This is a genomic window from Paenibacillus sp. IHB B 3415 (assembly GCF_000802655.2).
GTDB classification, from domain to species: domain Bacteria; phylum Bacillota; class Bacilli; order Paenibacillales; family Paenibacillaceae; genus Paenibacillus_AQ; species Paenibacillus_AQ phytohabitans.
In genome coordinates this window covers 26,341-51,587 of record NZ_JUEI01000058.1, presented here as the reverse complement: position 1 = coordinate 51,587, position 25,247 = coordinate 26,341, and the positions used below count along the sequence as shown (strand labels likewise).

Sequence of the window (25,247 nt, the reverse complement as noted above, 5' to 3'; positions counted from 1 at the left end):
ACATGCTAAGCTCATGCCTACTAAAGCCTACGTTTATTTTCGTATAAAAAAGCAGCATTTCACCTGTTTCAAGCGGCTCAGCAGGATTATTCTTGTATTTCCTGCAACAATCCTCCCGAACACCTGGCTATCCTTGAATCCAAGTTGCAAAACGTACAACATTTATGGCCGTAGTGCTTCCTAATAAGTCTTCTCAGCACGTTATGATCCGGTTTCACATGATTCTATCGGACCTTCCGGGAATAAAAGGCTGAATCGTATCAATGGATTAGATGGTTAGATTATCCTTATCTGTGATATAATTTTGTATTGATTGCGGGTGTATCTGAATTCATGAATTACTTATAAAGGAAGTGTAAATCTGATGACGAAGGAGAACCGGAACTCAGCGGACTTCAACTCCACCAAGGGCAAGGATTACTCCAAGTATTTTGATTTTACCGATGCTAAAGTGATAAGTGAGCAAGAGGGCAAGACCACCTATCGCATAAAAGGAAGAAACGTTCAGATAAACAGCCAGCCCGATTACAGGGAAGGCAAGCGCCGCGGTAAGGAAGAGATCGAGGTGCTCTACCATTTCGAGATTCCGCCGGAGATGGAGGATTTTGGCCAAGGCAAAACCTATCATATCACCACCTACGGCTGCCAAATGAATGAGCATGACACCGAAACGATGAAGGGTATGCTGGAGCAACTGGGTTACCGTGCGGCTGATGACCGCAGAGATGCTGATCTTATTCTATTAAATACATGTGCAATCCGCGAGAATGCGGAAGATAAGGTGTTCGGAGAGCTGGGTCATCTCAAATCGCTCAAGCTGGAGAAGCCGGGGCTGCTGCTCGGGATCTGCGGCTGCATGTCCCAGGAAGAAGGCGTGGTTAACCGGATCATGAACCGGTATGGTTTCGTGGATATGATTTTTGGTACGCATAATATCCACCGGTTGCCGGAGCTGATTAAGGAAGCGGTGTTCAGCAGGGAGCTTGTGATCGAGGTCTGGTCCAAGGAAGGCGACATTATTGAGAATCTGCCGAAGAAAAGAGAGGGTTTGCGCGCCTGGGTGAATATTATGTACGGCTGTGACAAGTTCTGTACATACTGCATTGTACCGTTCACACGGGGCAAAGAGCGCAGCCGGCGTCCTGAAGATGTCATTGCAGAAGTGCGCGAGCTGGCCCGCCAGGGCTTCAAGGAAGTTACGCTGCTGGGGCAGAATGTAAACGCCTACGGGAAGGATTTTACCGACATTGACTATACATTCGGGGACCTGATGGACGACATGCGGGGGATCGATATTCCGCGTATCCGCTTCATGACGTCGCATCCCCGTGATTTTGACGATAAATTGATTCATGTGCTCGGCAAGGGCGGCAATCTGGTGGAGCATATCCATCTGCCCGTGCAGTCGGGAAGTACAGCTGTCCTGAAGCGGATGAGCCGCAAGTATACCCGGGAAGCTTATCTGGAGCTGGTCCGCAAGATCAAAGCAGGCGTGCCGGATGCAGTACTGACTACCGATATTATCGTCGGTTTCCCGGGTGAAACCGAAGCGCAGTTCGAGGAGACACTGTCGCTGGTGCGCGAAGTAGGGTATGATATGGCATATACCTTCATTTATTCTCCGCGTGAAGGTACTCCGGCTGCTGCTATGGAAGACAACGTTCCGGCAGAAGTCAAAAGTGCGCGCCTGCAGCGTCTGAACGATCTGATCAAAGAACAGAGCAGGCTGGGGAATGAGCGGATGCTCGGCAAGCTGGTCGAGGTGCTGGTGGAAGGCGAGAGCAAGAACAACATCAATGTACTCGCCGGACGTACCCGCGACAGCAAGCTGGTGCATTTCGAAGGCCCTCCGTCACTGATCGGCACGATGGTGCAGGTGAGAATTACCAGTACGAAGACATGGTACATCAAAGGGGACTATCTGGCGGAAGCCGCAGCAGTCCTCTAATTATAGAGAAATGGGGCGAGAAGAATGAGCCAGGAAGAAGCGCGTTTGAATGAATACGGCATGCAGACCCACAACACCCGTGATTTAATCGTAAGAGAGGATATTATGGGCAAAGCGAAGGAGCTGGCTACACTCATCTCCACCAGTGAAGAGGTCCGGCATTTCCAGCAGGCCGAGCAGAAAATTCTGAATCACGATCGTGTGCAGGGTTTGATTGCTACCATTAAGAAGAAGCAGAAGGAGATTGTGGCCTTCGAGAGCTTCAAGAATCAGGCAATGGTCGCCAAGATTGAACAGGAAATAGAAGTGCTGCAGGATGAAATCGACAGTATTCCGGTCGTGAATGAGTTCCAGCAGAGCCAGAGTGACATTAACTATCTGCTGCAGCTGGTTATCTCCGTCATCAGGGATACCGTCTCGGACAAAATCAATGTGGAAGCAGGCACAGAAGCGCCTCCATCCACTTGCGGTGACTAATTGAATACCCCCGGGGCGGATGAGAATCCGTCCCTTTTTCATATATAGCGCGAACTGCGGTTGATTTTAAGAGGACAGGTTTGGTACATTAAAAGATACGAACAGCAAATATAGCTGCGGCAAAGGATGATCTAAAGTGAGCGAGAACGTGGAACAAACCTATAACGCCAAAAAATACCGCACTCCGGACGGCGTTCCGGCGGATATTGTCATGTTTACGCTGACCAAACGCGAACGGAAGACGGTCACGAAGACACTCCCGCTGCGGGAGTTGAAAGTAATGCTGATCCGGCGCAAAAAATGGCCCTATGCAGGTATGTGGGCTTTGCCGGGCGGCTTTTGCCAGGAAGATGAATCGATCTATGATGCGGCTACGCGCGAGCTGAAGGAAGAGACCGGCGTAGACGGCGGCCATTTGGAATATCTCGGTGTCTACAGCAAGCCGGGGCGCGATCCGCGCGGCTGGATCATCAGCCATGCGTTTTTTGCACTGGTCGAGGAGTGGATGCTGGAGCAGCGTCAGGCCTCTGATGATGCAGGGGAGGTTGGCCTGTTCACCCTGCAGGAAGCGCTGGAGGAGCTCGAGCTGGCTTTTGACCACCATGATATTATTACCGATGCTTATCTGCGGATTCAGCAGCAAATGCTGCAGACCACGATTGCACGGCAGTTTCTGCCGCGACATTTCACGCTGAGTGAGCTGTATCAGGTGATCCAGACGGTCGTGCCTGAATTCAAAGAACCGAATTTTATCCGTAAAATTACGTCAACACGCAGCCGGCAGGGTATATTAAAGGAAGTAAGTGATGAAGCGGGCAATCCGCTTAGCTCCAATCAATACTCCCAGCGTCCGGCACAGCTCTATATGTTCACGGACCATGAACCTTTATTATCGATTTATACCTAATCTGCAGGGAAGCGTATGCTCACAACCCTTTAGGAGGCTATCAACTAATGAGAGCACTAATCGTAATTGATTTCACCAATGATTTCATTGACGGAAGTCTGCCGGTAGGGCAGCCCGGCATCGACATTGCGCCACGGGTCAGCCAGCTCACGGAACAGTTCGTGCAGAGCGGGGATTATGTTGTGATGGCTGTAGACTTGCATGAAGCAGATGATCCATATCATCCGGAGAGTAAATTATTTCCGCCGCATAATCTGCGGGGCAGTCAGGGACGTGAGCTCTACGGCAGCCTGAAGGCCGTATACGAAGCGAACCGTGAAGCCATCTACTGGATGGACAAAACCCGGTACAGCGCTTTTAGCGGCACGGATCTCGCGCTGAAGCTGCATGAACGCGGCATTACCGAGCTGCACCTGATCGGAGTATGTACGGATATCTGTGTGCTGCATACGGCAGTGGATGCGTACAATCTGGGATTCAGCATTATTGTACACGAGGATGCGGTAGCCAGCTTCAACCCGGACGGCCATACTTGGGCGCTGGGACATTTCCGCGGCAGCCTCGGAGCGAAGGTCGTCGCTTCCACATAGATAAAAATATAATTGAACGAAGATAATATCAAAAGCTGTAAGGAACGAAGGGGGAATTTGGAACTGTAGGAGCGGTAGCGACCGCCTTTGTCACCGGATTTCCACTGCTGATAGTAGTATGGAATCAAGAAATCTGGGGACAACAGCGGCCGGAAGTCCAAAGTTCACCGCAGTGACACTTTAGCTTTAAGTTAATTTCAAAGTTCAAATTATATAACACAACAGCAACTGCAGATCCCGCTACAGCAGTGCAACTATTAGGAGATGAGGACTTGAGGAGAGAACTTGCTCTACATACAGACAAATATCAGATTAATATGATGTACGCCCATTGGGTTAACGGCACGCACAAACGCCGGGCTGTATTTGAAGCTTATTTCCGCAAGCTGCCGTTCGGCAACGGGTTCGCGGTATTTGCAGGCCTGGAGCGGATTGCGCAGTATATTGCTGAACTGCGGTTTACAGAGGATGATATCCGCTACTTGTCGGAGCAGGAGGAGAATTATGCACCGGCGTTTCTGGAGGAGCTGCTGCAGTTCCATTTCCAGGGCAGCATTCATTCGATGAAGGAAGGTGCGCTTGTCTTCCCGGATGAGCCGCTGATCCGCGTGGAAGGCACGATTATGGAGGCTCAGCTGGTCGAGACAGCCATCCTGAACTTCATGAACTACCAGACACTGATTGCGACCAAAGCTTCACGGATCAAGCAGGTAGCTCCGAATGATACGCTGCTTGAGTTCGGGACGCGGCGTGCGCAGGAAGCAGATGCGGCCGTATGGGGAGCCCGGGCAGCGTATGTGGGTGGCTTCCATGCGACCTCCAACATGCTGGCCGGCAAAATGTTCGGCATTCCTACGAAGGGCACCCATGCCCATTCCTGGGTGCAGAGCTTCCCGAGCGAACAGGAAGCCTTCGACGCTTACGCCAGAGTCATGCCGGACGGCGTTACCCTGCTCGTCGATACCTTCGATACCCTACGCAGCGGTGTGCCGAATGCGATCAACACCGCCAAGAAGCTGGAGGCGCAGGGCAAACGGATGAACGGCATCCGGCTCGACAGCGGTGACTTGGCCTATCTGTCCCGCAAAGCCCGGCAAATGCTTGATGAAGCCGGCCTGCAGTATGTGAAGATCGTTGCCTCCAATGACCTGGATGAGAACACGATCATGAACTTGAAGTCGCAAGGGGCGGCTATTGATACATGGGGCGTCGGAACCCAGCTGATTACAGCTTCCGATCAGCCATCTCTGGGCGGAGTCTACAAGCTGGTCGAGATTGAATCTCCAAGCGGAGAGATGATTCCAACGATCAAGATTTCCTCCAATCCCGAGAAGGTATCGACTCCCGGCAAAAAGGCCGTTTACCGCATTATCGGGCAGAACGGAAAAGCCCTGGCGGATTACATCAGCTTCTCCGGGGAAGAGGCGCCGCGTAACGGTGTCCGGCTCAAGCTGTTCAATCCGCTGCATCCTTATATGAGAAAACATGTGGAGCACTACGAGGCGCTGCCGATGCTGGAGCCGATTGTGGTGAACGGCTTCCAGGTCTATCAGCTGCCGGATCTGAACGAGATCCGCCGCTACCATCAGGAGCAGCTTGATCTGTTCTGGCCGGAGTACCTGCGTAAGCTGAACCCTGAAGTATTCCGCGTGAATCTCAGCGAGCAACTGTGGAACCGCAAGCAGCAGCTGATCGCGGAGCATATGATGCCGGATATGGAATAGCCTGATTGTTATATAGGAATAGGCTCAATTAACTAAGCCCTCTGCCGGTGGATGATCCATGACCGGGGAGGGCTTTTTTGCTGCGGCATGTTCAGAGGGGAGGCTCTTGCCCCTGCGTATATCTTCATAGACACGTAATACGCAGGACCATATGCTCATTGACACGAAGTCTCTGGAATAATATATTAAATATGTTCTTAAATACAATTTTTACAGGAATGATATTTTTTTGGGGCTAAAGTTAAAGCGCTTTAACTTTAGCTCGGCAGACAGTTGGGCGGATACTCAATGTGAGGGGGTGAACTTTTCCTAAGGCAGTTCGTTTGTGATTGCAATGGATTCGAAGCCATATCCACCAAATCATGAGGAGTGAATGCGTTATGAATAAGCAAGGGAAACGCAAGCTGCACTGGAAAAGTCTGATGCTTCTTTGTCTGGCGCTCTTTATCCTGCCTGCCGGGTCCGCTTTCGCTGCAGTGAACAAACCGTTCCCGCAGCATACGACCTATACGGCCGGAACAATCAAACCGAATAATGTCACCCAGACGGTTTTGGATAACGCGGTAAAGAGCAAATGGGACGCCTGGAAAGGCGCTTATCTCAAACCGGCCGGGACGGGCAAATATTATGTGAAATATAATTCAGACGGGGAGACCGTCTCGGAAGCGCATGGCTACGGTATGCTGTTCACTGTTCTGATGGCCGGTTACGACACCAATGCGCAGACGTACTATAACGGACTCTACAATTATTACACAGCACATCCAAGCTCCATCAATCCTTATCTGATGTCCTGGAAACAGAACAGCAGCTTCCAGAATATCGAAGGCGAGGATTCCGCAACGGACGGTGATATGGATATTGCGTACTCGCTGCTGCTGGCTCACAGACAATGGGGAAGCACGGGAACAGTTAACTATTTGCAGGCAGCAACCAGCATCATTAATGCAATCATGGATAATGAGATCAATCAGACCCAGTGGACCATCCGCCTGGGTGACTGGGCGAATAGCGGTTCATACAATACAGCAACCCGTCCTTCCGATTTCATGCTCAGCCATTTGAAGGCCTTCCAGTCCGCTACCGGGGATGCCCGCTGGCAGAATGTAACGGATAAGACTTATACGATTATTAACAGCCTCTATACCGGTTATAGCTCTACCACCGGTCTGTTGCCAGATTTCGTAGTTTACTCCAGTAACACCTATAAACCGGCCGCAGCGAATTTCCTGGAGGACGCCAACGACGGCAATTATAACTACAATTCATGCCGTACCCCGTGGCGGATTACCACCGATTATTTGCTCACAGGCGATAATCGCGCCTTGTCCCAGCTCAATCAGCTGAACAGCTGGATCAAGACCAAGGTAAGCAGTACTCCGGGTAACATTAAGGATGGTTACAAGCTCAACGGAACCACCTTCGGCAGCTACAACAGCGGCGCGTTCTATGCTCCGTTCGGCGTAAGTGCAATGACCTCCTCAGGCAACCAGAGCTGGCTGAATTCACTCTGGAGCCATACGTCAGGCAGCGCGGCAGAGGATTATTATGAAGACAGCATCAAGCTGTTCTCCATGATCGTGATGTCCGGCAACTGGTGGACTTACTAAGTATTTTTATTCTTGATATGATCCAAAGACGAAATCCTGATGATCACTGATCACGGGTTTCGTCTTTTTTTATAACGGGCGCCTGTGACATTTATCATGATTTCTGTGATAAATTTAACATCTTAATTTTTAATTTTATTGCTAAATTAAGGGTGACATTGGTTCCACATCATCCTTGGGAAAACGCGGAATTACACACAATTTTCACAATTTGTCGTTTTTATGGCAGATTACCTTCTATTGAAGTAACGCCGCGCTGTCGCGTATAAAGAAATCCATTGAAATCCATAAAGAATTGTGATTCCCAAAGCGTGGATAATGCAAGATATGTCACTTCGCGGCTTGCAATTTCAAGTTACAATCGTTGAAAAAGTCAAAAGGATGTTATTCTTCTTGACACTAAGAAAGGGGTTATGTCGGTGGTACAATTGCCAAAAGTAAATGAGCTCGGCTTCTTTGAGATTCGTCTCGAATCTATTGGAGGCCTGGGAGCGAACCTTGCCGGTAAAATGCTCGCGGAAGCGGGTGTAGTCGGCGCAGGACTCAATGGCGTCAGTTTTTCATCGTATGGTTCGGAGAAGAAGGGGTCGGCGGTTAAAGCTCATATCCGTTTCTGCGATATGGACACTCATATCCGTGATACCTCCCCGGTAGAGCGTCCGCATGTTGTAGGTGTTTTTCACGAAGCGCTTGCCAAGACCGTTAACGTAACCGGCGGAATTCATGAACACAGTACCGTTCTTGTGAACTCGGCCAAGACGCCGGAAGAACTCAAAGAACTGCTGAAGATGAAGGCCGGTACGATTGCAGTAATCGATGCTACCAGCATCGCACTGAAAGAGAAGAACCGCGTGAATATGGCGATGCTAGGCGCGTTGTTCCGGCTCTGTCCGTTCCTGGATACCGATATTATGAAGGGCGTTATTGAGAAATCGCTCGGCAAGAAATATCCGCAGGCGGTCCAGTCGGCCATTACGACCTTTGACCGTGGTTTTAATGAAGTGAAATTCATGCATTTCGAGCTCGCTGCCGGCGACAGCATGCCGGTGTATGTCCGCTCCGATATTTCCGCTCTCGGCTACGAGACTCAGCCGATAGGCGGCACCATCACGAACCCGGGCGGCAGTTTCCTGAAGAACCTCAGCATCTCCCGTTCCGGTATGCTTCCGGTCTATGAGAATGAGTCCTGTATCAATTGCGCACAGTGTGACACGGTATGTCCGGATCAATGCTTCGTCTGGGAAGAGCGGCTGGACCGCAAGGGCCGTTCGCAGATGTTCCTGCTCGGCATTGACTATCAATATTGCAAAGGCTGCCTGAAATGCATCGGCGCCTGCCCGACCTCGGCGCTCTCCAGCACCCGGGAGAAGGAAGGCTATGCGGACAGCCATACCGTGAAACATAAGTTTGATCTGGTTGCTCAAGTCTAAATTTCGGAAGAAAGGTGGAATGAATTGTGGCTATTGATTATGAAAAAGAAGTAGGCTCCGCCAAAGTGGAGCAGAAATTCCTATATGAATCCGGCAATGAAATGGCTGCTTATGCCGCCCATCAAATTAACTATCATGTTATGGGGTATTTCCCGATCTCCCCGTCGACGGAGGTTGCCCAGTTCCTCGATACCATGAAAGCCAGCGGCCAGCATGATATTATGCTGGTGCCTTCCGATGGTGAGCACAGCTCCGCCGGGATCTGTTACGGCGCTTCAACAGCAGGCGGCCGCGTGTTCAATGCTACCAGTGCTCAAGGGTACATGTTCATGCTGGAGCAGCTGCCTGTACAAGCAGGTACGCGGATGCCTATGGTTATGAACCTGATCTGCCGTTCGATCTCGGGTCCGCTGAATATTCACGGTGACCATTCCGATTTGTATTTCGCCCTGAACACCGGCTGGCCGATCCTGATGTGCCGTGATCCGCAGTCCGTCTACGACATGAACCTGATGGCATTGAAGCTTGCGGAGCATGCCAAGGTCCGCCTTCCGGTAATGGTTGCTTCTGACGGTTATTTCACGTCCCACCAGAAACGCCGTGTGCAGGCTTTTGCCCACCGCGAGGATGTTCACAAGTTTGTAGGCGAGCAGCCGCCAGTTGGCTTCACCGATACGCTGGACCGCAATAACCCAGTTACTGTAGGACCTTATATGAACGAACCGGATTATATCAACAACCGTTATCAGCAGTCGGTGGCCATGTACAACGCCGGTGAAGTGTTTGAAGAGATCGCAGCGGAATTCGCTGTGCTGACTGGCCGCCATTATGGGGTGATCGAGCAGTACCGGATGGAGGATGCCGATGTGGCCGTATTCCTGATGAACTCCGCTTCGGAGATTATCAAGGATGTAGTCGACCAGCTGCGTCTGCAAGGAATCAAAGCGGGAGCGATCTCCCCGAATATGATCCGCCCGTTCCCGCAGAAGCAGATTGCTGAAGCGCTGAAGAACGTCAAAGCCATCACTGTCGGTGACCGTGCGGATTCCGTCGGCGGACACGGCGGCAACATGGTTAACGAAATTAAGGCTGCACTGTTCACGTACGGCAACACTACCACTAAGGTAATCAGCCGTATCTACGGACTGGGCGGTAAAGACTTCTATGCTGAAGACGGCCATCACTTCTTCCAGCTCGCAATGGATGCCGTGGTAGCGGACCGCGTAGAAGTGCCGTTTGATTACTACGGCCACAATCCGGGAGCGCCGGAGAATGCGCCGAAGCGCCTGCTGAAGCCGATGAACTTTGATCTGTTGAAGACCGGCCTGATTACGGTGAACAAGAATGAAGAAACAGGTAAGCTGGCCGTGAAGATTCCGCCGATCCGCTCCCTGATGAAGAAGCCAAGACGCTTGTCTCCGGGACATGGCGCATGTCCGGGCTGTGGTATTTTCTCCGGCCTTGAGCTGTTCTTCAAAGGGATTGAAGGGGATATCGTAGCGCTGTATCACACCGGCTGTGCCATGGTTACAACTACTGGCTATCCGTATTCGTCACATAAATCAACGTTCATCCACAACCTCTTCCAGAACGGTGCAGCTACGCTGTCCGGTGTGGTCGAAATGTTCTGGGAACGCAAACGCCGCGGCGAGCTGGACGGCCTGGGGCTGCAGGATGACTTCACCTTCGTTATGGTAACAGGTGACGGTGGTATGGACATTGGTATGGGGCCGGCGATCGGCGCTGCACTGCGCGGCCACAAGATGATCATCGTCGAATACGATAACGAAGGCTACATGAATACAGGCGCGCAGCAGTCTTATTCCACACCGCTCGGACACCGTACTTCGACTTCGAGCATCGGCAAAACCCAGCAGGGCAAACTGACCCAGCATAAGGACACTGCACAGATTATGGCTGCGACTAATATTCCTTATGTCTTCACCGGCTGTGAAGCTTACCCGCAGGATCTGCTGAAGAAGGCTGCGAAGGCCCAGTGGTACGCGCAGAACGAAGGTCTGGTCTACTGCAAGATCTTGATCGCCTGTCCGCTCAACTGGATGAGTGAAGACAAAGACGGTACAGATATCGTCTCCCTGGCCGTTGAGTCCTGCTTCTTCCCGCTCTATGAAGTAGAGCAGGGCATGACCAACATCACGTATAACCCGGAAGACAAGGAGAAACGGATCGAAGTCTCCGCCTGGCTGAAGACTATGGGCAAAACCCGCCATCTGCTGAAGCCGGAGAACGAACCTGCGCTGCGCAGCTTCGAGAATGAGGTACAGCGCCGCTGGAGCCGTCTCAAAGCGAAACATGAGCATCCGGATTTGTAAGACTTAACCTAAGCACCACTATAATTAGCAATCGTTCCTATCCGCCCGGCAGAGATTCTCTGCCGGGCTATTAAATACCCACGGCCGCCATCCCGGCGAGTACCTTGTCCCCTCTCTCCTCCATATCCGTGCCGCTGAACTTTTGTAGCGGTAGTTCGGAAACGATACTCCCGTCTTTCGTAAACAGAACCCTGTCAGCCCTGGCCGCGACTTTCGCGTCGTGGGTCACAAGCAATATGGCTGTGCCCTCTTGATTAATAACCACCAGCAGCCCCATGATTTCATCCGCTGACTTTGTGTTAAGCGCGCCGGTCGGCTCGTCGGCAAAGAGGATCTCCGGCGTATTCATCAGCGCGCGGCAGATGCCGGCCCGCTGGAGCTGGCCGCCCGATACCTCTGTGATATCCCTGCGTTCCAGACCGGCAATCCCCGTTTTCTTCATCAGGGCTTTCGCCTTTTGCGAGATTTTCGCTGTATCCTTGTAGCCCTCATGCGCGGCGGGGAGAATAATATTATCCAACAGATTTAAGTTTTTCAGCATAGTGGGCTGCTGAAAGACAAAGCCCATTTTTGTCCGGCGAACATCTGCAAGCGCGTTTTCGCGGAGTTTAGATAGTTCGGTATCGCAAAAGTTCACTGATCCGCCTGTAATCTCGTCCATGCCGCTGAGCGCGAACAACAGTGTGGATTTCCCCGAACCGGACGGCCCCATCACGGCAACGAATTCACCCTTTGCTATTTCTACGTTTACTCCATTCAGTGCCGTGACCTGCTCCTTACCCTTGCCAAAGGTTTTCACGATATTTTTACCTGTAATAATGTTATTCATAAGGTTAAGCCTCCTTAATATGTTCGGAAATTTGTAGTGTCCGGATGCCGGAGACGCCCAGCATGGTAGCGGAGATGACGCAACCCGTAATCAGCAGAGGTGAGGCGAGATAGACAAACCATGGATCTACCGCAAAATGGAAGGTTGCTGCGCCAAAGGAAGAGACGATGGCTACACCGACAAGCTCTCCCAGCGTGTTTGCCAGAAGCGTTCCGATGAAGACGCCCAGCGCCAGCACGGTTATGGAGCGTGTAAGATACTGCCTGCGAATATCCGCACAGGTGAAGCCCATTGATTTCAGGATGGTGATGGGATAACGGTCTTTCGCCACCAGCATTTTCATAAACAGCACCGTAACCAGCAGTGTAAGCAGGACGGTTGCCAGGGCAGCGACAACGGAAGCCATTTTGATGGAGTCCCGTATAGATCCGAGCATCTGCCCAATGCTTTCGTCGATGCCGGTAACCTTGGCGAAGGGCAACTGTTCCCTGTACTGAGATATTGCTGTTTGTATACTCTGGCGGTCACGGAACGTGACTGCCATCCCAACGCTCAAAACCTCTCTGTTATTTACGTCAAAAGTGGCTTGTGCCGTTCGGCCGCCGCTCGTGACATCAGAGTATATCCCGCACACCGTCAGATGCTTTTCTGCTCCGTCAACGATTAAAATGATTTCATCCCCAACGGCTTTTTCAAGGTCTTCGGCATTGAGGACGGAGAGGGCGATTTCCGATTCTGACTGCGGCGCATGGCCCTTGGAGTAGGTGATAGGGTAGGCGGAGTAGTCACCAACTGTCACCCGCAGCTTCTCCATCGTTCCGTCGTTCGCTATCCGGTCTAACATCATGCCGGTGAACAAAGCATACTTTTCAACATTCTTATCCTCCGCCAGCATTTCAGCAACTTCCGCCGCCTTCCCCGGGACGTCTTCCACCTGTGTCCGCATCACCCCGATATTAACATCGCTAATTCCCATACCCATGTAGGTGATGAAGCTTTCCGCAGAAATAGTGCTGCTGATATTGTGCGGTACAATCATAATGAATGAGGATATGATCAGCACCATTAGCATGGTGGCATACAGTTTTTTCCGGGTAAGAACATCTTTGATTCCAAGAAAGATATTCCGGGAAAAGAGCCTGTTATTGCTCAGCCTGAAGCTTCTGGCTGATTTCGATTGTTCCGGCGCTGAGCCGAACCGCGCCGCCTGCGCTGCAGATATTTTGCGGAAACGCCGTAACACCCCGTTCACATACAGCATGACAACCCCGCTGATTACTGTGGCCCCCGCAAGACCGCAGAGCAAGCCGGGTAACGGGCTGCTGCTCTCTCCCATATATAGACGGATATTTTGCATGAAAGGAGTTTGGAGCGGCAGGGAGGCCAGAAAACCCAACGCGCAGGCTGCCCCTGAGATAGCGCCGTATTTCGCAAGGTAAAGCTTTTTAATCTGTGATACCCGTATCCCCATGGCCTTCAGTACGCCTATTTCCTTATAATCCTCTTCAATTTTAGCCAGAAGCGTTAACCGGATGCACAAAAATGCCACGATGATGACGAGGGTGCCTATCAATACCAGCACGGCAATCGTGATACCGTCTGTAATGCCATTTATCATCTTTACTTGTGGGTAAGTGATCGCGGGGGGGCCGTTCGACGGAAGCCCCGCATTAAGATAGGCTGCCTCGAAAGCAGGGAAGGAAACATCCTCCGCCAGCCGGAACTCAATAAGGTTCTCTAACTGTCCGAAATCACGGACTTTTTCAAAATCCGCTTCGCTCACAAGGAACCGCTTGGAGCTTACCATCGCTGCGTTCATGATAGAATCCCGCAAATAACCGGCGACGGTGAAGGAAATGCCATGAATGATCACTTTGTTGCCAAGTGCCGCGTTTCCATCCTGCCTGTAATAGATGGGGAGATAGATTTCACCGTCGGCTGGCTGGATGATTTCACCGTTTAAGTTAGTCAGGAAGTCGAATTTCTCGCCCTGTACTGAAAGGCCGTTGTCCTGTATGCTCCCGGCAAGAGAAGCGTCCCCGATGACAATGTCTGCACCCTCAAGATTGAGGAACTTAAGCACCTGATAATCCTCTACGCTGTCGTTAGCGTCCGCGAAGCTCCCCAACTGTTCCATATCAATATCGCCTGTGTGCATCTGCATGAAGTGGGGTGACTTTGCCGATAGAAGCATATTGTCAATAGCACCGAAAAGGTTTACTGTCAGCGATGCAGCCAAAGCAGTCAGCATGGCGGCAACCAGAATAAATGCCGTAATCGTCGCGGTAATCAGCTTGCTTTTGCGTATATCATTTTTGATCATTTTACGATACATCTTCATCCCTCAGTCTTTCTGTGTCTTGAAACTTTGGTGAAACATAAGACAAACATCTTGGTATAGGGCGAGGGGGCGTCCAATAGAAAGACCTCACCGGAATGGTGTTCCATCACCTTTTTTACAATGGCTAGCCCAAGTCCTGCTCCACTGCTGGTACTTCTTGAATCACTGCCGGATACAAAAGGCTCGAACAGACTTCCCGCGATCGTCTGGGGGATAGCCACACCATTATCGGCAACATGTATCTCGATACAGCCGGATTCATCCTTCAGCCCCACGTATAATAGGCTGCCGCTCGGGTTATGGCGGATTGCGTTGATGAGCAGATTGCTGATAGCCCTGGCAATTTCCAACGAATCCGCCATATGAAATACTGGGCTATCCGGTAACCGCAGCTCCAATTTCATCAGCTTGTTTTCGATTTCACCGAACAAAGTGGCACAAGATGCTCGAAGCAGCTCTACAAGGTCAACCTTGGCAAAATTCAACCGGTATTGCGGCGTACCCAGCTTGGAATAGGAAAGCAACTGGTCAATTAATTGGTTCATCTGTCCGGATTTCGCTTGAATCGCCAGATGGTATTCCCACTGTTTGTTAGCTTCCTCGACCATACCGCTTGCCAAAGCCCCAGCGTATCCGGAAATCGTAGTCATGGGGGTTTTTAAGTCATGGGCAATGTGCGAGAAAAGCCGCATCCTCTCATTTTCCATGGTCATTCGCTGTTCTTCGGAATCTTTCAGCTTTCGCGCCATATAGTTGAAGGCGTCTCGCATGTCCCCAAATTCCGTTTCTGTTTCAAAGTCTAGTGTAGTGTCCAGGTGGCCGGCGGTAACAGCCCTGAAACCTTCTTCCATTTTCTGAACGGGTTCCATGATTCTCTTGTTGATTCCGCGCCCAAAAAGGACAATTCCAATAAGATATACTCCAGCTGTAATAAGATTCCAGAATACTGAAAGTGTGATTTGAAGAGATTCCGTCCCCTCGCCCAGAGGGGAAGACGCCAGCTCCGAGAGATTCATCCCGTTATTCAATGTAAACAGACTGAATAAAAACTCCAACACCAGAAGCGTTAGTGCAATTCCGATGGTGTAACCTATGAATCTGCGCATGATGACTCTTTTGAAACTGCGTCTGTTCTTCATGTACGCACCTCCAGACGGTACCCTAATCCCCGCACGGTTCCAATGGATACCGCGCCGTCGGGAAGTTTGCTGCGCAGCTTGCTGATGGCGACCATCACTGTATTGTCGTCTACGATGGCGGTCTCCTGCCATGCAGCCTCATAAATCTGCTGTTTGGTGTATACACGACCGGGACTTTGCATAAACAGCTTCATCATGTTAAATTCCGTAGCGGTTAGAGGAATTGTCCCGTTGCCAAGGTTAAGAATGCAAGTCGAAACATCCATACGCAATTCGCCTGCCGTCAGCAGACCCGCTTCGGGATCCGACACACCTCCGTCATAACGTCGTAATTGAGCTTTGATCCGGGCAGTAACCTCCAAAGGGTCAAAAGGCTTTGCTACATAATCGTCTGCGCCAAGGTCAAGCCCCAGAATTTTCTCGTAATTTTCCGTTTTGGCGCTGACAACAATAATAGGAAGATTACTGTGTTCTCTCAGACCTTTTATAAGCTGATAGCCATCAAGCTCAGGCATCATAATGTCGATAACCGCCAAATCAATCCGTGTGGACGCAGCCCGTTTAAGCGCCTCCAATCCGTTAGCAGCCTGGATCACGGAGTAGCCGTCCTTTTCGATATACAACCGCAGAAGCTCACGGATTTCCTTCTCATCATCTACAACCAGAATCGTTTTGTTCATGATTTCACCTCTCTTCCTGTTCATCATATCCTCGGGGCCGTAAGTTCATTATAGTTGCCTTGCCTTTCAGTTAAATATGACTAACCTTAACATTGTCTTAAGATTATTCCTGCGATCCGGCTGTCCATGCATAATAATATGCAGGGACTCACGCTGCAGCGTTGGGTGGAGGTGCGTACCGTCATAGCGTTCCTTAAGCCGGAGTTTTCAATTTATCTATTTATTAAAATACTTTATTAAAGTATTATTATAACGAGGTGAAAGCAGATGCAGAAGATTGGCGGCAATGCGTTAGTCATTCGCGAAGTGAATATGAACCTGGTGCGGCAGGTGCTGAAGGAACACGGGCAGGCAACCAAACGGCAGATTGCCGGGGTTAGCGGCCTTAGTGTCGTTACAGTAGGCACTGTGCTGCAGCTTTTGGAGGCGCAGAATGAGGTGCTGGCGGGAGCGCAGGTATCCTCCAGCGGCGGGAGACCTGCACAGCAATACATATACAATGACGAGTATGCTCTGGCGCTGATTCTGTTCACGCATGAAGAGCAGGATGTGATCTACATTCACAGAACGGTCGTTACACTTGCCGGACGTACACTGTTTGAGGATAATACAGCGGTCTCAGGCGTCGATCTGGCGGCCTTTGAAGTGGTGATTGACAGCTCGCTGCAGATGTACCCCCTGATACAGGCTATCGGGCTGGGCCTGCCTGGTGCTGAAGTAGAAGGCCAAATGGTTGTATCCGATTACGAAGCCTTGCGCGGTGTTCCGGTGGCAGAGCATTTCCGGCATCGGTACGGCAAACCTGTAGTGATCGAGAACGATGTCAACGCAGCCGTGATTGGCTATTGCCGCCGGATGAAGGAGGAGACAGCTTCAGTTGTCTATTTGTATTTTCCGGATCGCTTCGCTCCGGGAGCCGGTATATTTATAGGAGGCAAGCTGTATAAGGGGAAACGCGGCTTCGCCGGAGAGGTAGCCAACATTCCGCTCGGTATTGCCTGGGGAGACGGCGGACTGATTGCTTCCTTTGAGGCACTTACGGATGCGATTGCCAAACTGTCAGCTGCTGTCAGCAGTGTGCTGAATCCGGATGTTGTTGTGCTGTACGGCAGCTTCTTGAACGAAGAGCATCTTCTATCCGTGGAGAAGAAATGCGGCGCCTCGCTGCCTTATCCTGCAATTCCAAGGGTGAGAATGTCAGACGATTTTGCCGCAGATTACATTCAGGGAATGATTGTGCAGACACTAGGCACTTTGGAACAAAGACTGTATTTAACGAAAATAGAAGGTTAGGCGGGGAAGAGATGGCAACGGTATTCTTGATCATTATTTATTTGGCATTTATCAGCTTAGGTCTGCCGGACTCCATGCTGGGAGCGGCTTGGCCGATCATGAGGCTGGATTATGGGGCGCCGGTTGAGACAGCAGGACTGCTCTCCATGATTGTAGTTGCGGGGACGATTATTTCTAGTTTAGCCAGCAGTGCCGTGCTGAAACGGCTGGGTACGGGGATGGTTACTTTTATCAGCGTGACTGTGACGGCTCTAGCCTTACTTGGCTTCTCTTACTCTTCTTCCGTGATTTGGCTGGCTGTGCTGGCCTTGCCGCTGGGACTGGGTGCAGGTTCTATCGATACAGGGCTGAACAATTATGTGGCTACCCACTATAAGGCGCATCATATGAGCTGGCTGCACTGCTTCTGGGGCATCGGGGCGATGCTCGGACCGATCATTATGTCGCGTTATATCGCAGGCGGTGATTCCTGGAGAACGGGATACTTCACTGTCAGCATGATCCAGTTTGCGCTTGTGGTGCTGCTGTTCATCAGTCTGCCGCTATGGAAAAGGGCAGGCAAGAGCAGCAGTCCGCAGGCTGAGAACGTCCGGGACGAGGCAGAGACGGTAATGGCAGCGGAGGCTGCTTCCGGCAATGTGCTGCGGATCAAAGGCGTGAAGCTGGCGATGATTACCTTCCTGTTCTATTGTGGAGTGGAAGCCACGGTAGGACTCTGGGGCAGCAGTTACCTGGTTAATGTCAAGGATGTTTCAGCAGCAACTGCAGCTGGTTGGGTGTCATTGTATTACGGGGGAATTACGGCCGGGCGGCTGATTACTGGGTTTATTACCTTCCGTTTCAGCAACAAGGAGCTCATCCGCGGCGGGCTGGCAATATCCATGCTGGGTGCGCTGGTGCTGGCTTTACCGCTTCCGGCGGTCTTTTCACTGGTTGCTTTTATCCTGATTGGACTGGGGTCGGCACCGATCTTTCCCTGTATGCTGCATGAGACACCGGCCCGGTTCGGACAAGCGAACTCCCAGAAGATTATGGGCTATCAGATGGCTCTGGCCTACACCGGCGGAGCTTTTCTGCCCCCGCTTCTGGGCTGGGTGGCGGCGCGCAGCAGCTTTATGATTCTTCCGCTGGTGATGATCGGGTATATTATTGTTATGATTCTAAGCTCTGAGCAGATCAACAGTATGATGAAAAAACGGAAAGAAGAGGTGAGCCTGTAATGAGAATAGTAGCGTGGCAGGATGGAGCATGGAGTAACGAACCGGTGTCCAGCAGAGTTGTAGCAGGAGCACTTGTGGCGGAAGCTGCAGAAGGCAGCGATTATTGGCAAAAAACGATGTACGGCTTCCAGCATGACAACGGGCACGCCTTGCTTGCACCCTGGGAGGATGCGGAAGCTATGGAGGTCAGCTTTTCGCTGGACGGGTTTACAGAGCTATATGATCAGGCAGGCATTATGCTGTGGCATAGTGAGGAAGTCTGGATCAAAGCCGGTATTGAGCTGAATGATGGTATTCCGCATGTGGGAGCCGTTGTGACCGATGGCTACTCCGACTGGTCGCTGTCACCTGTTCCGGAATGGACGGGTGAGGTAATCACCCTCCGGGCTTCGCGGATGAAGGATGCCGTTATCCTCAGAGCCAGAACGGAGAATCATCCCTGGCGGACGATTCGGGTTGCGCGGTTTTCTTATGAGGCCGGCAAGCAGGCAGGTCCCTTCCTGTGTGCTCCCACCCGGCCGGGGTTTCAGGTAACCTTTACACGCTGGGCCGCTTGCGCACCCGATACCGATGTGCACACAGACCCGCCGGTACGTTAATCTCCCGGTACACGGATTCATTCCAGCAATTTGCGGTAAGACAATCGGCTCTTTGCATACTTTTCACATACTCAGCCATCCTATACCTAACAGGAAGAATCTGAGTGTTTGTGAAGGGGGAATAGTTATGAAGCGCCGATTAGCAGGTATGCTGGCTGCGGTATTGACTGCAGGAACACTGCTCGCAGGCTGCTCCGCGGAGCAGAACAAGAAGGAAGCGGGAAGCTATACGATGCAAGCGTATCAGGACGGGACAATGCTGGCTTACTCGCAGGGAAAAGGGCTGGACGGCCGGTTCCGCAAGGCGATGCGGCGGGCTTTTGCCAATGAACAGCTTGCACTGACCGATGAGAAGTTCACCGAAGACAACCGCGGAAACACAAGCTATCAGTACCTGATCAACAACCAGCCCGCGCAGAATATCACGCTGCATGTATTCACCAGCCGCCCTGAGCGGGTGAGCCGGATTACGGATTGGTACGGCGGTATGCAGCTGGCGGAGACTTCCGGGGCGAGAACAGAGGTCTATAACAAGGACAATACTTCTCTGGTGTATACCTCCATGGGCAAAGAGAAGGGGAAGTATTCGAAGAAGGTAAAGGACCTATTTAGCGGACTTCTGGAGCACCTGGGTACACACGCCCATTAAAAGATCACACAATATTCACCATTCAGGGGATTGATCTTTAGGCATTGGTTAGGTATATTAATACAAAGTAATTCAATTGGTATTTGTTTATTTAGCCGAGCGGTTAACCGCAGGCCGGTCTCAACATCCGTAAGTGGGTGGGGTGCCGGCCTTTTCTTTTATATACCTATGTGAACGAGTTCACAACAAAGCAATGACTGCACAACAGCTTTAAGCAGGAAACATACACCAAGAGCATAGCGCAGCATCTGCTGAGATTGGGCCGACTGGACCACAATCCGGAGGTCAAACCATACACCTGAGAGGTGAGCGGTTTGGCCTCTTTGTGTATCGCGGATCAGGAGGAGATGAGAGTGACGTGGAAGATTGCCATCGGAAGTGCGGACGGCATCAATATCAATCAGCATTTTGGGCGGTGTGACCGGTTCCTGATCTATAGGATGGAGCCGGAGGGAAGTTACAGCATTATAGAGGACCGGAGTTATGACCGGCAAGCGGAAGCAGCAGGCCATGACACGCATACGCTGCAAAATACCGCCGCCCTCCTCGCAGACTGCAGTATAATTCTGGTCAGCCACATTGGACCGGGAGCGAGAGCGCTGCTCTACGAGCGGGGAATTCAGTCTATGGCGGTCGAGGCTCCGATTGAACAGGCGCTGGAGCGTCTGGTGCATTTTCTCCGGTCAGGGAGGGGTGCTATTCTGCAGTGAATGATTGCATACTACATCAAAGGAGTGTCAGACATGGCTAAGAAGTTGAAGCAGATTGCGATTTACGGCAAAGGAGGAATCGGCAAGTCGACAACCACTTCCAATATCAGTGCTGCGCTGTCGGTGGCAGGCTACAAGGTCATGCAATTCGGCTGTGATCCCAAAAGTGATTCCACCAATACGCTGCGGGGCGGAGAATACATACCTACAGTGCTGGATTCATTGCGTGATAATCATTCGGTCAGGGCTCAGGATGTGATTTTTCGGGGCTTCAACGGTATCTATTGCGTGGAGGCTGGCGGACCCGCACCGGGAGTGGGCTGTGCAGGGCGCGGCATTATCACCTCGGTATCCCTGATGAAGCAGCAACGGGTGTTTGAGGAGCTGGATCTGGATTTTGTCATCTATGATGTGCTTGGTGATGTGGTATGCGGAGGGTTTGCTGTTCCGGTACGTGAAGGGATTGCCGAGCATGTCTATACAGTAACTTCAGCGGATTTCATGGCAATCTATGCAGCGAATAACCTGTTCAAGGGGATTCATAAGTATTCACAGGATGGAGGCGCACTGCTGGGCGGAGTTATTGCCAACTCAATTAATGCCCCGTATGCGAAGGAGATTGTGGATGACTTCGTCAGCCGGACGGATACAAGAGTGGTTGAATATGTGCCGCGTTCACTGACTGTGACCCAAAGCGAGCTGCAGGGCAAGACAACGATTGAGGCAGCTCCGGATTCGGAGCAGGCCAAAGTATACCGCAGCCTCGCGCAGAACATTGCCGAACATACGGTATCCAAGGTGCCGGCTCCGCTGGAAACGAATGAACTGCGGCAATGGGCGGCGGAATGGGGGAAACGCCTGGTCCAGCAGGATTCCGGACTGGCGGCTCCGGCAGGGGCAGGGAGTCTGTAGACACCGGACTTGCTGCATTAGCATGTAAAGTAACAACGGGGAGGGAGCGGCTTGCAGAATGTTCAGCGTCACCCCTGCTATGATGAGCTGGCGCACGAGGTATTCGCCAGGATGCATCTGGCTGTAGCTCCGAAATGCAATATCAACTGCAATTATTGCAACATCAAATACGACTGTGTCAGTGAGAGCCGCCCCGGGGTGGTCAGCCGGGTGCTTACACCGGAAGAGGCCTGCCGGAGTGTGCAGCAGACGCTTAAGGTTCTGCCCCAGCTGACTGTAGTTGGCATCGCCGGTCCGGGAGAACCGCTGGCGAATCCGGTGCAGACCTTTGAAGCGTTCCGGCTGCTGTCACGGGACATGCCGGATCTGCAGCTGTGTCTAAGCACGAATGGCCTGATGCTTCCTGATTATGTTGAAGAGATCACCGGATGCGGCATTAATCATGTCACAGTTACGATGAATGCCGTGGACCCGGTCATCGGCGGGCGGATCTATCATTCGATCTATTACCGGGGTAAAGCCTACCGGGGAGAAGCTGCCGCAGCAATTCTAATCTCCCGGCAGCTGGAGGGAATCTCGGCCATGGCGTCCAAAGGAATTAAAATCAAGGTCAACTCTGTACTGATACCGGGAGTGAATGATAACCATCTGGTTGAGGTTACACGTGCTGCGAAGGAAGCCGGGGCATTCTCCCATAATATTATGCCGCTGATTATTTCACCGGGCAGCCTGTTCGAGCGGGACGGGCAGGTGGCGCCGGATCCCGGTCTGACCCTCAAGGTCCAGGAGAGGTCGGCAGAGCTTATGCCGGTCATGCGCCACTGCCGCCAGTGCCGGGCCGATGCCGTCGGCCTGCTAGGCGAAGACCGGGGCGGCGAATCGCTGGCGGGTCTGCCGGAATACTCCCTGGAAGAGCGGGAGCTGAGGCTTATGCAGCTGGACCGGGAGCTGGAGGTCCGCCGGAATCGGCAGGTGTCCGGGCGCAGCCCGGGTGTCCGCGCAACGAGAATTGCAGTTGCAACTAGGGGCGGCGGCAGGGTTAATCTGCATTTTGGCCATGCCTCAGAATTTCTGGTCTATGAAGTGGAAGAAGACAGCTACCGGCTGCTTGGGGTCCGCAAAATCCAGGCTTATTGCAACGGAACAGCTGCCTGTGGTGAGGCGGATGGGGCGGCCATACTTAAGGAAAGTACAGAATTACTGCATGACTGCCAGCTTCTGCTCTGTTCAGGAATCGGCTCCTTCCCCCAGGAGGTGCTGCGTCAAGCGGACATTATGGCTGTTGTCACGAAGGATGATATTGGAGTATCGCTGCTTAAATACGGACGTCTGCTGTCTTACTTCAAAGGATAAGAAGTATATGTTTACGCTATAAACAGGAAAGAAGGCGGTAATAACAATGGCTGATCACAATCTGGGTTTCGATACGCTGAAGGTACGGGCGGGCTATGACTCGCGGGAGCATAATTATGCGGTGGCCGTGCCGATCTATCAGACAGCCTCCTATGATCTGGGCAGTGTGGAACGGGCGGAGAAATTGTTTGGCATGGAGGAAGCAGGGTATTTGTATACGCGAATCGCCAATCCGACGGTTGCGGTACTGGAGCAGCGGCTGACTGCGCTGGACGAGGGGACGGGAGCGGTCGCTGTAGCTTCCGGGATGGCGGCAGTAACCTATGCGCTGCTGAATCTGGCGGAAGGCGGAGGCCGGATTGTCACTACGCCGCGCCTGTATGGCGGATCGTTTGACGCACTTAAGCATTTATATCCCAAGTTTGGCGTTTACGTTGATTTTGTGGAGGATTCGGATGATCCTGAAGCCTTCCGCCGGGCCATCCGGGCGGATACCAAAGCCATTCTGATTGAGAGCATCAGCAATCCCAATTCTACAATTCTTGATATTGAAGCTATAGCTGCTGTTGCCCATGAGAACGGTCTTCCGCTGGTCATTGACAACACCTTTGGCACTCCGTATTTGTTCGATTCCTTCGCCCATGGTGCAGATATCATCGTCTACTCGGCTACCAAGGCTATCGGCGGTCACGGCACTACACTCGGCGGAGTGATTGTCGAGAACGGCAAGTTCGACTGGGCGGGCGGCAGATTTCCGCATTTCGAAGAGCCGCAATATCTGCTGCGTGAGCAGGAGACCGGCCGGGAGCGCAGCATACTTGAGGTGTTCCCGGAGGCTCCGTTTACCGCCAGAGTCCGGCTGAGTTATCTGGCTTATTTCGGTGCCGCACTTGGTCCGTTTGACGCCTTTCTGCTGCTTCAGGGCACCGAAACCTTGTCGGAGCGGATATCCAAACAAGTGGCGAACGCTCTTAGAATCGTAGATTATCTGCAAAAGAATGACAAGGTCAGCTGGGTGAGTCATCCTGCTGCAGACGGGAATCCGTACCAGGCGCTTGCCGCCAAGTATTTCCCCAAAGGGGCAGGCTCGATCTTCACCTTTGGCTTTGGAGGCAATGAGGAGCAGCTTCGTACTTTTCTGAATGCCGTTGAGCTATTCAGCTATCATGCCAATGTCGGAGATGCCAGATCGCTGATCATCAATTCCCCCAAGACCACCCACGGTGAGCTGAATGCCGAAGATCAGGCTGCAGCAGGCATTACTCCGGATACGATCCGGTTGTCCATCGGCCTGGAGGACGCGGACGATCTGATCAGGGACCTGGAGCAGGCCTTCGCGGCGGCGTTTGTGGAGAGTCTGGTATAAATTATTGAAGCGGGAAGGGAAGTTAACGAAATGAATACTAGCAAAAAACTGCCGGCCGTTCTGCTGGTTACCTCTGCATTACTGGTGGTCACAGCATGCGGAAATAATACGGCTAATCAAAAGACATCTGCTAACAACCATAATCATTCAACATCTTCGCCGACAGTTGCTGCATTATCTCCCTTAAGCAGTGCGGCAGCATCAAACAGCAGCAAAGCGGCTCCAGCCAGCTACAAATACGGCAAGCTCAAAATCCAGGCGTTGAGCGGAGCCGTCTGCGGAGCACCAAGCTATGTGGCTTATGAGAAGGGATTTTTTGCCGAAGAAGGATTGGATGTTGAGCTGGTCAGCGGTTCGATGGATGCGATGAAGACAGGCCTGACCACGGGAGAATTCACGGTCACGAATGGCGACTTTGTCTGGTTCACCTCCATTCAGCAGGGACTTGACCTCAAGGTAATCGGCGGGCTGCATCACGGCTGCATCAAGCTGGTAGTTCCACCGGGTTCGGTCATTAAGACCGCCGCCGATCTGAAGGGTAAACGGATTGGTGTCGATGAAATCGGCGGTGTGCCGATGGCAGTGGCGAGCGTAGTTGTGACGAATGCCGGACTGGACCCGCAAAAGGATGTGCAATGGCTGGCGTATCCGCTCGATCAGCTGCAGGAAGGGGTCAGGAAAGGCGAAATCGACGTCTACGCCGCCTGGGATCCGTTCGGCAAGCTGGCTGAAGTGAATAACGGATATACGGTACTGGCTGATATTTCGACGGACAGCAATTTTGCCGGGAAAAGCTGCTGCTTCCTATACGCCTCCGGCAAGCAGATCGAGGAAGATCCGGAGCGTGTAGCTGCGATTGCCCGTGCTTACCAGAAGGCGACGGCGTGGATCGCCGAGCATCCGGAGGAAACTGCAAAACTGGAGATTGAGAAGAAATATGTTGCGACGGGTGATGTGAAGCTCGTGACGGATCTGATTGAGAGCTATCACTTCAATTACACCACCGATGCCGCCCAGGAGGATATCCGTTATTTCGTCAAGCAGTTCAGCAAGACCGGATTCCTGAAGAAAGATACCGACCCGGACGAATTCCTGAAGAAGGCTTATTATGATGTTTTTAAGTAGGAGGCTGACCCA

Annotated in this window: 21 protein-coding genes; 17 read left to right on the top strand and 4 right to left on the bottom strand. The window is 51.9% G+C overall.

Annotated features, from left to right (window positions below; translation table 11 throughout):
* Positions 1-364 precede the first annotated feature (364 nt).
* From miaB to QW71_RS23640, 8 genes are all read left to right on the top strand, one after another.
* The gene (gene miaB / locus QW71_RS23675) at positions 365-1,948 is read left to right on the top strand and encodes a tRNA (N6-isopentenyl adenosine(37)-C2)-methylthiotransferase MiaB (RefSeq protein WP_039304695.1); all 1,584 of its coding nucleotides are present in this window, start codon (positions 365-367) and stop codon (positions 1,946-1,948) included.
* 24 nt (positions 1,949-1,972) lie between these two features.
* Entirely contained in the window at positions 1,973-2,425 is a 453-nt protein-coding gene (locus tag QW71_RS23670) for a RicAFT regulatory complex protein RicA family protein (protein ID WP_039304693.1), read from the top strand.
* A 136-nt stretch (positions 2,426-2,561) separates the two neighbouring features.
* Entirely contained in the window at positions 2,562-3,332 is a 771-nt protein-coding gene (locus tag QW71_RS23665; RefSeq protein ID WP_039304691.1) for an NUDIX domain-containing protein, read from the top strand.
* Positions 3,333-3,379: 47 nt separating this feature from the next.
* Complete coding sequence (locus tag QW71_RS23660) at positions 3,380-3,922, top strand: cysteine hydrolase family protein (RefSeq protein ID WP_039304689.1); 543 nt, start codon at positions 3,380-3,382, stop codon at positions 3,920-3,922.
* A 272-nt stretch (positions 3,923-4,194) separates the two neighbouring features.
* A complete protein-coding gene (locus QW71_RS23655; RefSeq protein ID WP_039304687.1) occupies positions 4,195-5,646 on the top strand; it encodes a nicotinate phosphoribosyltransferase in 1,452 nt (483 codons plus the stop codon).
* Positions 5,647-6,026: 380 nt separating this feature from the next.
* The gene (locus tag QW71_RS23650; RefSeq protein WP_039304686.1) at positions 6,027-7,256 is read left to right on the top strand and encodes a glycosyl hydrolase family 8; all 1,230 of its coding nucleotides are present in this window, start codon (positions 6,027-6,029) and stop codon (positions 7,254-7,256) included.
* Positions 7,257-7,675: 419 nt separating this feature from the next.
* A complete protein-coding gene (locus QW71_RS23645) occupies positions 7,676-8,686 on the top strand; it encodes a 2-oxoacid:acceptor oxidoreductase family protein (protein ID WP_039304685.1) in 1,011 nt (336 codons plus the stop codon).
* Positions 8,687-8,712: 26 nt separating this feature from the next.
* On the top strand, positions 8,713-11,019 hold the full coding sequence (locus QW71_RS23640) for a thiamine pyrophosphate-dependent enzyme (RefSeq protein ID WP_039304684.1): 2,307 nt from the start codon (positions 8,713-8,715) through the stop codon (positions 11,017-11,019).
* Positions 11,020-11,089: 70 nt separating this feature from the next.
* On the opposite strand, the gene QW71_RS23635 is transcribed toward QW71_RS23640, so the two are convergent.
* From QW71_RS23635 to QW71_RS23620, 4 genes are read right to left on the bottom strand one after another with little or no spacing between them, the layout of a single operon-like run.
* Entirely contained in the window at positions 11,090-11,848 is a 759-nt protein-coding gene (locus QW71_RS23635) for an ABC transporter ATP-binding protein (protein ID WP_039304683.1), read from the bottom strand.
* 4 nt (positions 11,849-11,852) lie between these two features.
* Positions 11,853-14,183 (bottom strand): FtsX-like permease family protein, encoded by a 2,331-nt coding sequence (locus QW71_RS23630; RefSeq protein ID WP_039304723.1) that lies wholly within the window; start codon positions 14,181-14,183, stop codon positions 11,853-11,855.
* A 2-nt stretch (positions 14,184-14,185) separates the two neighbouring features.
* Complete coding sequence (locus QW71_RS23625; RefSeq protein ID WP_039304682.1) at positions 14,186-15,328, bottom strand: cell wall metabolism sensor histidine kinase WalK; 1,143 nt, start codon at positions 15,326-15,328, stop codon at positions 14,186-14,188.
* Complete coding sequence (locus QW71_RS23620) at positions 15,325-16,008, bottom strand: response regulator transcription factor (protein ID WP_039304681.1); 684 nt, start codon at positions 16,006-16,008, stop codon at positions 15,325-15,327. Before QW71_RS23620 ends, QW71_RS23625 begins: the two co-directional genes overlap by 4 nt.
* Before the next feature lie 267 nt (positions 16,009-16,275).
* Between QW71_RS23620 and QW71_RS23615 the strand changes: the two genes are divergently transcribed.
* The 9 genes from QW71_RS23615 (at position 16,276) to QW71_RS23575 (ending at position 25,235) form a co-directional block, all read left to right on the top strand.
* The gene (locus QW71_RS23615) at positions 16,276-17,301 is read left to right on the top strand and encodes an ROK family transcriptional regulator (protein WP_039304680.1); all 1,026 of its coding nucleotides are present in this window, start codon (positions 16,276-16,278) and stop codon (positions 17,299-17,301) included.
* A gap of 11 nt (positions 17,302-17,312) precedes the next feature.
* Positions 17,313-18,521, top strand: a complete 1,209-nt coding sequence (locus QW71_RS23610) for a sugar MFS transporter (protein ID WP_039304679.1) — start codon at positions 17,313-17,315, stop codon at positions 18,519-18,521.
* Positions 18,521-19,120 carry a DUF1349 domain-containing protein gene (locus QW71_RS23605; protein WP_039304678.1) on the top strand — a complete coding sequence of 200 codons (600 nt, stop codon included), beginning with the start codon at positions 18,521-18,523 and terminating at the stop codon, positions 19,118-19,120. Before QW71_RS23610 ends, QW71_RS23605 begins: the two co-directional genes overlap by 1 nt.
* A gap of 127 nt (positions 19,121-19,247) precedes the next feature.
* Positions 19,248-19,769, top strand: a complete 522-nt coding sequence (locus QW71_RS23600; RefSeq protein WP_039304677.1) for a hypothetical protein — start codon at positions 19,248-19,250, stop codon at positions 19,767-19,769.
* A gap of 353 nt (positions 19,770-20,122) precedes the next feature.
* A complete protein-coding gene (locus QW71_RS23595; RefSeq protein ID WP_039304676.1) occupies positions 20,123-20,479 on the top strand; it encodes a NifB/NifX family molybdenum-iron cluster-binding protein in 357 nt (118 codons plus the stop codon).
* A gap of 33 nt (positions 20,480-20,512) precedes the next feature.
* On the top strand, positions 20,513-21,391 hold the full coding sequence (gene nifH, locus QW71_RS23590) for a nitrogenase iron protein (protein ID WP_039304722.1): 879 nt from the start codon (positions 20,513-20,515) through the stop codon (positions 21,389-21,391).
* A gap of 51 nt (positions 21,392-21,442) precedes the next feature.
* On the top strand, positions 21,443-22,744 hold the full coding sequence (gene nifB / locus QW71_RS23585) for a nitrogenase cofactor biosynthesis protein NifB (protein ID WP_039304675.1): 1,302 nt from the start codon (positions 21,443-21,445) through the stop codon (positions 22,742-22,744).
* A 46-nt stretch (positions 22,745-22,790) separates the two neighbouring features.
* Entirely contained in the window at positions 22,791-24,110 is a 1,320-nt protein-coding gene (locus QW71_RS23580) for an O-acetylhomoserine aminocarboxypropyltransferase/cysteine synthase family protein (RefSeq protein ID WP_039304674.1), read from the top strand.
* A 30-nt stretch (positions 24,111-24,140) separates the two neighbouring features.
* Positions 24,141-25,235, top strand: a complete 1,095-nt coding sequence (locus QW71_RS23575; protein ID WP_047013936.1) for an ABC transporter substrate-binding protein — start codon at positions 24,141-24,143, stop codon at positions 25,233-25,235.
* Positions 25,236-25,247 lie beyond the last annotated feature (12 nt).

What these genes read in the sequence shown, in the direction of transcription:
- miaB (WP_039304695.1), top strand. Translation starts at nt 365, where the DNA reads ATGACGAAGGAGAACCGGAACTCAGCGGACTTCAACTCCACCAAGGGC.
- QW71_RS23670 (WP_039304693.1), top strand. Translation starts at nt 1,973, where the DNA reads ATGAGCCAGGAAGAAGCGCGTTTGAATGAATACGGCATGCAGACCCAC.
- nifH (WP_039304722.1), top strand. Translation starts at nt 20,513, where the DNA reads ATGGCTAAGAAGTTGAAGCAGATTGCGATTTACGGCAAAGGAGGAATC.
- QW71_RS23630 (WP_039304723.1), bottom strand. Translation starts at nt 14,183, where the DNA reads ATGTATCGTAAAATGATCAAAAATGATATACGCAAAAGCAAGCTGATT.
- QW71_RS23615 (WP_039304680.1), top strand. Translation starts at nt 16,276, where the DNA reads ATGCAGAAGATTGGCGGCAATGCGTTAGTCATTCGCGAAGTGAATATG.
- QW71_RS23575 (WP_047013936.1), top strand. Translation starts at nt 24,141, where the DNA reads ATGAATACTAGCAAAAAACTGCCGGCCGTTCTGCTGGTTACCTCTGCA.
- QW71_RS23660 (WP_039304689.1), top strand. Translation starts at nt 3,380, where the DNA reads ATGAGAGCACTAATCGTAATTGATTTCACCAATGATTTCATTGACGGA.
- QW71_RS23635 (WP_039304683.1), bottom strand. Translation starts at nt 11,848, where the DNA reads ATGAATAACATTATTACAGGTAAAAATATCGTGAAAACCTTTGGCAAG.
- QW71_RS23650 (WP_039304686.1), top strand. Translation starts at nt 6,027, where the DNA reads ATGAATAAGCAAGGGAAACGCAAGCTGCACTGGAAAAGTCTGATGCTT.
- QW71_RS23610 (WP_039304679.1), top strand. Translation starts at nt 17,313, where the DNA reads ATGGCAACGGTATTCTTGATCATTATTTATTTGGCATTTATCAGCTTA.
- QW71_RS23625 (WP_039304682.1), bottom strand. Translation starts at nt 15,328, where the DNA reads ATGAAGAACAGACGCAGTTTCAAAAGAGTCATCATGCGCAGATTCATA.
- QW71_RS23600 (WP_039304677.1), top strand. Translation starts at nt 19,248, where the DNA reads ATGAAGCGCCGATTAGCAGGTATGCTGGCTGCGGTATTGACTGCAGGA.
- QW71_RS23580 (WP_039304674.1), top strand. Translation starts at nt 22,791, where the DNA reads ATGGCTGATCACAATCTGGGTTTCGATACGCTGAAGGTACGGGCGGGC.
- QW71_RS23620 (WP_039304681.1), bottom strand. Translation starts at nt 16,008, where the DNA reads ATGAACAAAACGATTCTGGTTGTAGATGATGAGAAGGAAATCCGTGAG.
- QW71_RS23605 (WP_039304678.1), top strand. Translation starts at nt 18,521, where the DNA reads ATGAGAATAGTAGCGTGGCAGGATGGAGCATGGAGTAACGAACCGGTG.